Here is a 10,116-nt window from a genome sequence, read left to right as displayed (position 1 = left end):
GTAGGACGCTGCCGGGCATTGAAAAGACAATCAGAAATGATTGTCTTTTTGAATTTGTAAAATAAATCACGTATAGACATACACCTAAATGGGAAATGTGACATAAAATAATCAGTGAGATTACAGGGAAGTGAAGATTCAAAAAATTGTATACAAATTGTAGTAAACGGAAACAATGGGTGTATGGAGGTGGAGGACTTGAGTTCAAACCTAGCACATCATCACTTTGAAGAAATATGCGTTATTTGTGATCATCAAAAAGCAAAAGGAATACATCTATACACTTCTTTTATTTGTTCGGACTGTGAACATGAGTTAATACAAACAGATACGAGCGACCCCAAATATAAATATTTTCTTAAGCGTCTAAAAAAGGTGACAACTCCAGAAATTTTTTCATAACAAAGCCCTTTAACAGGGCTTTATTTTTTTGTTATTTGAAAACTCTTGATAAAATAGATAGGACTCTTTAAAGGAAGTAATGAACATGAATGAGCAATTTAAATTACCTTTAGTAACTGCTTTAACGGAACATGTAAACAGAAAACCAATTTCTTTCCATGTTCCAGGACATAAATATGGCAGGATTTTTTCTGAATCAAGGAGTTTCTTCCAATCCATTCTCCAGCTTGATGCAACAGAACTGTCGGGTCTAGATGATTTGCATGCACCAGAGGGAGCTATATTAGAAGCTGAAAACCTTTTAGCTGAATTATTTCAGGTGAAAAAAAGTTATTTTCTAGTAAATGGATCAACAGTAGGAAATTTGGCGATGATAATGGCAGCTTGTTCAGAGGAAGATTTTGTTCTTGTACAAAGAAATTGCCATAAATCAATTTTAAATGCCTTACAACTTGCAAAGGCCCAGCCGATTTTTTTAGAGCCTGAATTTGATTTGGAACGGAAAGTAGCGGCTGGAGTTAGTCTGGATACCGTTAAAAAGGCAATTGATTTGTATCCGCAGGCAAAGGCAGTCATCCTAACCTATCCTAATTATTATGGAATGGTCTATGACTTAAGAGGAATTATTAAAGAGGCGCATTTTCACAAAATCCCTGTTTTAGTGGATGAAGCGCATGGGGCTCATTTGATCATTGGCGGTCCGTTTCCGGATTCAGCTGTGAGTTTGGGAGCTGATATTGTCGTGCAATCTGCACATAAGACATTACCAGCGATGACGATGGGGTCGTTTTTACATTATAATAGTCAGCTTGTTTCAAACGACAGGCTTAAGAAATATCTTGGGATCTTCCAGTCTAGCAGCCCATCCTATCCAATTATGGCGTCATTGGATATCGCTAGGCATTACATAGCATCCTATGGTCAGCAGGATATAGACTACCTACTTAGAAGAATCGAAGCCTTTAAGGGGGTTCTAGGGGATAACCCAGCAATTAAGGTGTTAGATTTTCCTGACGGGCAAGAGGGGGACCCTTTAAAAATTATAATCCAATCTACCTGTGAATTAAACGGGTTTGAATTGCAGAGGGAATTTGAATCCCATTCCATTTTCACAGAACTGGCAGACCCCAATAATGTACTGCTGATTTTTCCGCTTTTAAAAGATGGACAAGAGTATCCATTGGAGAAGGCGGCCAAAATGATGAAAGATATTACCGCTGGTCTTCCCCTAATGGACAGTAAAGAGGAGTATGAAAATAAAGGGGAGAAAATTACACAGCTTGCGGTTGATTATAAGAAGCTGTCGAAGCTCGATATGGAAGAAGTTTGCCTTGAACAGTCTATTGGCAGAATATGCGCTGAACAGATTATTCCTTACCCGCCAGGAGTTCCATTACTATTGCAGGGAGAGGAAATCACGAAGATAAAGTTCTCTGAGCTGCAGCGTTTATTAGAAACAGGGGCAAGATTCCAAGGTGGCGCCTTACTAAAAGAGGGCAGGATTAAAGTTTTCACAGCTTAAGAACGTAACAGGTTTGGAGGTTTATTTATATATGAAAAGTGGTATGTTTATTACATTTGAGGGGCCTGAGGGTGCAGGGAAGTCTACAATTATCAACATGGCTGCTCAAAGGATTGAAAATACACTGTTAACGAGGGAACCAGGGGGTATTGATATTGCTGAACAGATTCGCCGTGTGATTTTAGACAGGGATAATACTGCGATGGATCCACGGACAGAGGCTCTGCTTTATGCGGCAGCAAGAAGGCAGCACCTAATAGAGCGAGTGAGTCCCGCGCTTAAGGAAGGGAAAATTGTCTTATGCGACCGCTTTGTTGACAGCTCTCTTGCCTATCAAGGTCATGCACGCGGTTTAGGGATTGAGGAGGTTTGGACGATTAATAAATTCGCCATTGAACAAATGATGCCAGACTTAACTATTTACTATGATATTGAACCGCAAATAGGACTTCAGCGTATAAATAATAATAAAGGGCGGGAAATCAACCGCCTAGATTTAGAGGATCTTGAGTTTCACCAAAAGGTAAGGGAAGGATATCATATCTTGCTTGACCGTTTTCCAAACAGAATGGTAAAAATAGATGCTTCTAGAACGATAGAAAAAGTTCTCGAGGAAACAATTGAAATTGTTGAAAAAAAGTTGTCAGAAAAATAGCCTTTGTTAAAAGGCTTTTTTTCATCGAAAGCAAAAGATGAAACTGTTATAATATAGATAATAAACTAGAATCGGAATAATAAAGGAGAGGGTGTTACGATGAAATTAATTATCGCTGTTATTCAAGATCAGGATAGCAATCGTTTATCTAAGGCTTTGGTGGAAAATAATTTTCGGGCAACAAAGCTCGCCTCAACAGGCGGATTTTTAAAATCTGGAAACACGACGTTTATGATTGGAACTGAAGATATACGAGTAGACCGTGCCCTTCAAATAATTAAAGATAATTGTCGTGCAAGAGATCAGCTTGTTTCTCCTGTATCCCCAATGGGAGGGAATGCAGATTCCTATGTGCCGTATCCAGTCGAAGTAGAAGTAGGCGGGGCTACAGTATTTGTGCTCCCAATCGAACAGTTTTTACATTTCTAACATTAAGTGAGTGATGAGCATGGGAAAAACATGGGAGCAATTAGAGCAGCTGCAGCCAACTGTTTTAAGAATGTTACAAAACAGTCTAAAGAAACATCGCGTCGCCCATGCCTATCTTTTCGAAGGACTAAGGGGAACAGGAAAAAAAGATGTAGGACTGCTGCTAACGAAATCCCTTTTTTGTGATTCGTTAATCGAGGGCTATAAACCTTGCGAGGCCTGCCATAATTGCCGCCGTATTACCAGCGGGAATCATCCGGACGTCCACTTGGTGGAACCGGAGGGCCAATCAATTAAAGTAGATCAAATTAGAAATCTGCAGGCTGAGTTTTCTAAAAAAGGTGTAGAATCGTTAAGAAAAGTCTACCTGATTGTACATGCAGATAAAATGAGTAATAGCGCATCTAATAGTTTGTTGAAATTTCTTGAGGAACCAAGTGCCGAAACCGTCGCGTTTTTACTAACCGAGCAGCCCCAGCGAATACTGCCAACAATTCTTTCAAGGTGTCAAATTCTAACATTCCAGCCGCTTTTACCAAATATTATGGCAAAACAATTAATGGAAAATGGCGTTGAACCACAAAAAGCACACATTTTAGCTCAGTTAACGAATAACATAGACGAAGCCCTAGAATTAAATGTCGATGAATGGTTTGCACAAGCTCAAAAAATAGTGGTAAAATTATATGAGGTCTTGAAAAAGAATCCCCTTGAGGCGATGGTCACGCTTCAAGGCGAATGGTTTCAACACTTTAAAGAGAAAGAACAGATTCACCGTGGTCTAGATCTTTTACTTCTTATTTTTAAGGATTTACTATATATACAATTAGATAAAGAGGAGCAGATTGTTTTTAAAGCAGAAAGTGAGCGTTTAAAACAATTTGCTTTAAATACATCAGGGCGGCGTCTAACAGACACAATGTCGGTTATCCTCGAAGCGAAAAGGAAGCTTGATGCGAATATGAATCCTCAGCTGATGATGGAACAGCTTGTGTTAAAAATTCAGGAGGGATCTACCTTTGTATGATGTTGTAGGAGTTCGCTTTAAAAAGGCAGGGAAAATCTATTATTTTGATCCTGGAGACCTCCCAATTCAAAAGGATGACTTTGTCATCGTTGAAACCGTCCGCGGGGTTGAATATGGCAAAGCAGTCATCCCTCGTAAACAAGTAGAGGAGCACGATGTTGTTCTTCCTTTAAAAAAGGTAGTCAGAATTGCGGATCAAAAGGATCGAATGATTGTTGATGAGAATAGGCAGGCTGCCGAAGAAGCTTATCAATTATGTAATGAGAAAGTTCAAGAACATCAGCTGGATATGAAGCTGGTTGATGTTGAATATACATTTGATCGAAATAAAATTATTTTTTATTTTACTGCTGATGGGAGAGTAGATTTCCGCGAGCTTGTAAAAGATTTAGCCGCTATTTTTAGGACAAGAATTGAACTTAGACAAATTGGTGTTCGCGATGAGGCTAAAATGCTTGGCGGAATTGGACCGTGTGGAAGAATGTTATGCTGCTCCACCTTTTTAGGTGACTTTGATCCAGTATCGATTAAAATGGCGAAGGATCAAAATTTATCGTTAAATCCTACCAAAATCTCCGGTTTGTGCGGCAGACTCATGTGCTGTTTAAAATATGAAAATGATGAATATGAATCGGCAAAAGAAGCATTGCCGGATCTAGGCGAAATCATTGAAACACCAAACGGACGAGGGAAAGTAGTAGGATTAAATATATTAGAGCGGGTGCTTCAGGTTGAACTAACAGAACAAGAGCGGGTTCTTGAGTATACATTGGATGAAATTATTAAAGAAGGTGCCTTTTCTATACAATCCACAGATTAATGAGGTGGAAGACGTGGATAAGAAGGAAATATTCGAATCGGTAAGTAATATGGAAACACAAATTGGCCATTTATATCAGCAGCTGGGGGAATTAAAGCAGCACTTAGCTGAAATTCTAGAAGAGAATCATTATTTAAAACTTGAAAATGAACATTTAAGACGCCGTTTAGATGTGATCACGGAAGATGAAAGGGAACCGGCAGAAACGATAAAGAATGGTGAAAGGGCCGCAGCACAAAGTGAAGATGGGGCTAGTGCAGCTAACGCCAAGCCATATGATGTTGGTGAAGGATATGATAATCTCGCCCGTCTCTACCATGAGGGATTTCATATTTGCAACCTCCATTTCGGAAGCCTGCGTAAGGACGGAGATTGCCTATTTTGTCTTTCCTTTCTCAATAAGAAATAACTTGAAAGAGGCTGAAATGAAGCAGCCTCTATTTTTGTATACATAAAAATAAAAAAGGAGAATTGTAGTGGTCGAATTAAAGGAAGATGAGCGCTTAGACTATTTGTTAGCAGAAAACTTACGCATCATACAAAGCCCGTCTGTTTTTGCCTTTTCTTTGGATGCAGTCTTATTAGCTAGATTTGTCTATGTCCCTATTCAAAAAGGAAATTTACTCGATCTTTGCAGCGGTAACGGAGTGATTCCCCTATTTTTAAGTGCCAGGACCAAGGGGACCATTACGGGGGTAGAAATACAGCCTCGACTTTACGACATGGCGGTTAGGAGCATAGAATACAACGGTCTGGGAAACCGTTTGCACATGGTTCTTGGAGATATAAAGGATATGCCGAAACAGTTAGGGTACGGGAAATATGATGTAGTAACCTGCAATCCCCCCTATTTTACTACACCGCCGAAGAGTGAAATTAATCCAAACGAGCATCTTGCTATTGCCCGTCATGAAATCCTTTGTACATTGGAGGACGCCATTAAGGCAGCAAGTGATTTAGTAAGACAGGGAGGAAAGGTGGCATTTGTCCATCGTCCAGGAAGGTTAATGGATATCATAACTTTAATGAGGAAGTACAGGCTTGAGCCGAAGCGGATGCAGTTTGTCTATCCAAAGGCAGAAAAGGATGCCAATACACTCCTGGTTGAAGCGATCAAAGATGGCAGCCCTGATTTAAAAATTGAACAGCCGCTGATTGTTTATAATGAAAATAATGAATACACGAAAGAAATAAGAGAGATTTTATATGGAGAGTCATGAGCATTATTTTTATGTCCTAACTTGTGTCGATGGAACTTTATATGGCGGTTATACCAATAATCTTGAACGAAGGATTAAACTCCATAACGAGGGAAAAGGGGCAAAATATACACGAGGCAGGGGACCTGTCACACTAACCTTTTCTAAATGCTACGAAAACAAAAGTGAAGCAATGAGAGCGGAATATCAGTTTAAACAATTAACACGCAAGCAAAAGTTAGAATTAATCATCAGAGAGACGGGGGATGACAATGTGGCAGCAGAAGAGCTTTGAAAATGAAGAGCAAAAAGGAATCCTTTATCTTGTTCCTACTCCCATCGGAAATTTGGAGGATATGAGCTACAGGGCGGTAAGAATTTTAAAAGAGGCAGATTTGATCGCTGCAGAAGACACCAGGAATACGAAAAAGCTGCTGCATTACTTTGAAATTGACACTCAAATTGTCAGTTATCATGAGCATAATAAGGAATCGAGCGGAGAAAAGCTTATTCAAAAGTTAAAGGAAGGGGTAAAAATAGCCTTGGTTAGTGATGCTGGAATGCCGGCTATATCTGACCCCGGTTATGAGCTTGTTAGCGGAGCGATTAGTGAAAAAGTGGCTGTTGTCCCCCTTCCAGGTGCCAATGCAGCACTTACGTCATTAATTGCATCAGGACTATCGTGCCAGCCTTTTTATTTTTATGGCTTTCTTCATCGTAATAAGCGAGAGAAACTGGAACAATTAGAGGCTTTAAAGCACCAACAGGCAACACTTATTTTTTATGAATCACCTCATAGGCTGAAGGAGACCTTGACACTTATGGAGCAGGTTTTTGGCAGCCGAGAAATAGCCTTGTGCCGGGAGCTGACGAAAAAGTTTGAAGAGTTTATTAGAGGCAGTCTTCAGGATGTGATTCAGTGGGCTAATGAGGATGAAATCCGCGGGGAATTTTGTCTGATTGTCCAAGGTTCCAACGATCAAGAGGCTGGTCAAGAGGAGTGGTGGACAGATCTGACAATGGAGGAACATGTTAATCATTATATTTCAGTGAAACAGCTTACCTCCAAGGAGGCGGTTAAACAAACAGCAAAAGACCGTGGATTACCCAAACGGGAAGTTTACCAGGCATACCATATCGACGAGTAGCAAAGCGCAGGGCGCCTAGCAAAGAAGCTAGAAAATAGTAAAACAAAAAGCTCCAGATCCTATTTGGTCTGGAGCCATTTATATAAAAACTTATTTTGCTACTTCAAAATTGTTTTGAATTTCTTTGATTAGCTGTTCTGCACCTTCACGGCTTAAAATTAATTTACCGCCAGCAAGTGTGAAGTTATCATCAGAAACTTCACCAGTGATAGCACAAGTCATATTTGGCTTGTATTTTTTCAAGATAATACGATCGTCATCAACGTAGATTTCAAGAGCATCCTTTTCTGCAATACCAAGTGTACGTCTTAATTCGATTGGAATAACCACACGACCTAACTCATCAACTTTACGAACAATACCTGTAGATTTCATTTTTAGTAATCTCCTCTCGCTACTAAACTATATTTTTTTATCTTTATTAATTCGTCATTATTCGACAAATTTCTTATGAATTCATAATACCAGCGTTTCCCATATCCGTCAATAATTTTATTTTGAAAAAATAGGGAAAAATTTTTCCAGTACTAATTGTTGATTTATCAATGATTCTATGAATGATAATTCATTTCAAAGATATTTATATTAATTTGACAAAACATTTTGAATATAAAATTCGCGGTAATAATTCGACAAAATTCAACAAAAACAGCATTATGCTCAACTATACTCTTCGAATATGGTAAAATTTTTATGGGTGTTATAGGAAAAATCTTATAAATTTTGGTGTTGGGAATCCCTGCGGTTTCTTGCACAAATGTCTATTTTTCGGTATATTTTGATGATAAGAAAGAGAAAAATCAGGCAATACTTGTTAGATGGGGCTTAAAATTCGAGGAGGCATTTAATGATGGAGGAAAAGTTAAAAACCTTTTATTTAACCACACCGATTTATTATCCGAGCGGAAATTTACATATTGGACACGCGTACACGACTGTTGCCGGGGATGCCATGGCCCGTTATAAGCGGATGCGGGGCTATGATGTTATGTATCTAACAGGTACAGATGAGCACGGACAAAAAATTCAGCGGAAGGCTGAAGAGGAGGGAATCACTCCGCAAGAATATGTAGATGGGATTGTCAGCGGCATTAAAGAACTTTGGCAAAAGCTTGATATTTCCTACGATGATTTTATTCGGACAACAGAGGACCGGCACAAGCAGGTTGTCGAAAAGATTTTTGCGAGGCTCTTAGAGCAGGGGGATATTTACCTTGATCAATATGAGGGCTGGTATTGTACACCTTGTGAATCCTTCTTTACTGACCGCCAGCTTGTTGACGGCAATTGTCCTGACTGCGGCCGCCCGGTAGAAAAAGTAAGAGAAGAGTCATACTTTTTCAAAATGAGTAAGTATGTTGACAGGCTCTTGGCATACTATGAGGAAAATCCAGAATTCATTCAGCCGGAGTCCCGCAAGAATGAAATGATTAATAACTTTATCAAACCGGGGCTAGAGGATCTAGCTGTTTCAAGAACGACGTTTGATTGGGGAGTGAAGGTGCCGGGGGATCCAAAGCATGTTATCTATGTGTGGATTGACGCTCTGTCCAATTATATTACGGCCCTTGGGTATGGAACGGAAAACGATTCTAAATATTTAAGATACTGGCCCGCTGATGTTCATTTGGTTGGAAAGGAAATTGTCCGATTCCACACGATTTATTGGCCGATTATGTTAATGGCGCTGGACCTTCCGCTTCCAAAGAAAGTTTTTGCCCACGGCTGGCTTTTGATGAAGGATGGGAAAATGTCGAAATCAAAGGGAAATGTTGTGGACCCTGTGACATTAATAGACCGTTACGGCCTTGATGCCCTTCGCTATTATTTACTAAGGGAAGTTCCGTTTGGGGCGGATGGAGTATTTACGCCAGAAGGATTTGTCGAAAGAATTAACTTTGATTTAGCCAACGACCTTGGAAATTTGTTAAATCGTACGGTTGCGATGATTGAGAAATATTTTGCCGGGGAGATTCCTGATTATGCAGGCTCAGTCGGTGAATTTGATGAGTCATTGCTGAAGGTTAATCATGAAACGGTTGCAAAATATGAAGAAGCAATGGAAAAAATGGAATTCTCCGTGGCGCTGACTTCCATATGGCAATTAGTCAGCAGAACAAATAAATATATTGATGAAACGCAGCCATGGACGCTGGCGAAGGATGAGGCTAAGAACGGCGAGCTGGCAAGTGTAATGGTTTATTTAGCAGAATCATTACGTAGAACCGCTGTCCTTCTGAAACCATTCTTGACAAAGACACCTGGCGGAATCTTCAAGCAGCTGGGAATTCAAGATGAGTCTCTTCAAACTTGGGAAAGCCTTGAAACTTTCGGATTGATCCCGAGCGGCACAAAGGTGGCAAAGGATGCTCCGTTATTTCCAAGATTAGAAATTGCTGAAGAGGTTGATTTTATTAAAACAAAAATGCAAGGCGGTACAACAGAAGCTCAAGCTGCAGAGGAAAAAAAGGAAGAAAAGCCGGAAGAGCTTAATGAAATCTCTATTGATGATTTTATGAAAATTGATTTACGAGTAGCTGAGGTAATCGAAGCAGAGCCTGTTAAAAAGGCTGATAAGCTATTAAAGCTGCAGCTTGATCTCGGCTTCGAGAAGCGCCAGGTTGTATCAGGAATTGCCCAATATTATAAACCGGAAGAGTTAGTTGGGCGGAAGGTTATCTGCATTACCAACTTAAAACCGGTTAAGCTTCGCGGCGAGTTATCTCAAGGAATGATTTTGGCTGGATCTAAAGATGGCCAGCTGTCACTGGCAACAGTAGATCAATCCCTGCCTAATGGAGCAAAAGTGAAGTAATATAGCAATAATAAGCTGCAGTGCTCCATACAGGTGCTGCAGCTTTTCTACATAAAAATGTTTCACGTGGAACAAATTTCTTGTTATTTCTGTTTTTTC

The 10,116-nt window shown here is 39.8% G+C and carries 12 protein-coding genes; 11 read left to right on the top strand and 1 reads right to left on the bottom strand.

The window, feature by feature from the left end; genetic code table 11:
• Positions 1 to 183 precede the first annotated feature (183 nt).
• From IE222_RS22190 to rsmI, 10 genes are all read left to right on the top strand, one after another.
• A complete protein-coding gene (locus tag IE222_RS22190; protein WP_191276565.1) occupies positions 184 to 402 on the top strand; it encodes a sigma factor G inhibitor Gin in 219 nt (72 codons plus the stop codon).
• Positions 403 to 487: 85 nt separating this feature from the next.
• Entirely contained in the window at positions 488 to 1,924 is a 1,437-nt protein-coding gene (locus tag IE222_RS22185; RefSeq protein WP_191276558.1) for an aminotransferase class I/II-fold pyridoxal phosphate-dependent enzyme, read from the top strand.
• Between the two features lie 31 nt (positions 1,925 to 1,955).
• Positions 1,956 to 2,579, top strand: coding sequence for a dTMP kinase (tmk, locus tag IE222_RS22180; RefSeq protein ID WP_191276557.1), 624 nt, complete (start codon positions 1,956 to 1,958; stop codon positions 2,577 to 2,579).
• A gap of 99 nt (positions 2,580 to 2,678) precedes the next feature.
• Positions 2,679 to 3,008, top strand: a complete 330-nt coding sequence (gene darA / locus IE222_RS22175) for a cyclic di-AMP receptor DarA (protein WP_191276556.1) — start codon at positions 2,679 to 2,681, stop codon at positions 3,006 to 3,008.
• Between the two features lie 19 nt (positions 3,009 to 3,027).
• Positions 3,028 to 4,035, top strand: a complete 1,008-nt coding sequence (holB, locus tag IE222_RS22170; RefSeq protein WP_191276555.1) for a DNA polymerase III subunit delta' — start codon at positions 3,028 to 3,030, stop codon at positions 4,033 to 4,035.
• On the top strand, positions 4,028 to 4,855 hold the full coding sequence (locus IE222_RS22165) for a PSP1 domain-containing protein (RefSeq protein ID WP_191276554.1): 828 nt from the start codon (positions 4,028 to 4,030) through the stop codon (positions 4,853 to 4,855). The genes holB and IE222_RS22165 overlap by 8 nt, the downstream gene beginning before the upstream one ends.
• 13 nt (positions 4,856 to 4,868) lie before the next feature.
• Complete coding sequence (gene yabA / locus IE222_RS22160) at positions 4,869 to 5,264, top strand: DNA replication initiation control protein YabA (RefSeq protein ID WP_191276564.1); 396 nt, start codon at positions 4,869 to 4,871, stop codon at positions 5,262 to 5,264.
• Positions 5,265 to 5,331: 67 nt separating this feature from the next.
• Complete coding sequence (locus tag IE222_RS22155) at positions 5,332 to 6,075, top strand: tRNA1(Val) (adenine(37)-N6)-methyltransferase (RefSeq protein WP_191276553.1); 744 nt, start codon at positions 5,332 to 5,334, stop codon at positions 6,073 to 6,075.
• Positions 6,062 to 6,349, top strand: coding sequence for a GIY-YIG nuclease family protein (locus IE222_RS22150; RefSeq protein ID WP_191276552.1), 288 nt, complete (start codon positions 6,062 to 6,064; stop codon positions 6,347 to 6,349). The genes IE222_RS22155 and IE222_RS22150 overlap by 14 nt, the downstream gene beginning before the upstream one ends.
• Positions 6,327 to 7,202 (top strand): 16S rRNA (cytidine(1402)-2'-O)-methyltransferase, encoded by an 876-nt coding sequence (gene rsmI / locus IE222_RS22145; protein WP_191276551.1) that lies wholly within the window; start codon positions 6,327 to 6,329, stop codon positions 7,200 to 7,202. The genes IE222_RS22150 and rsmI overlap by 23 nt, the downstream gene beginning before the upstream one ends.
• A 90-nt stretch (positions 7,203 to 7,292) precedes the next feature.
• Here rsmI and abrB read toward each other — a convergent pair whose 3' ends face one another.
• Entirely contained in the window at positions 7,293 to 7,577 is a 285-nt protein-coding gene (gene abrB, locus IE222_RS22140) for a transition state genes transcriptional regulator AbrB (protein ID WP_191276550.1), read from the bottom strand.
• A 475-nt stretch (positions 7,578 to 8,052) separates the two neighbouring features.
• Here abrB and metG point away from each other — a divergent pair, with 475 nt between their 5' ends.
• On the top strand, positions 8,053 to 10,017 hold the full coding sequence (gene metG, locus IE222_RS22135) for a methionine--tRNA ligase (RefSeq protein ID WP_191276549.1): 1,965 nt from the start codon (positions 8,053 to 8,055) through the stop codon (positions 10,015 to 10,017).
• Positions 10,018 to 10,116 lie beyond the last annotated feature (99 nt).

The sequence above is a fragment of the Neobacillus kokaensis genome (genome assembly GCF_014656545.1).
Classification (GTDB): Bacteria; Bacillota; Bacilli; order Bacillales; family Cytobacillaceae; genus Neobacillus; species Neobacillus kokaensis.
The sequence above is the reverse complement of the archived record's forward strand: the minus strand, read 5'-3'. Positions and strand labels throughout refer to the sequence as shown.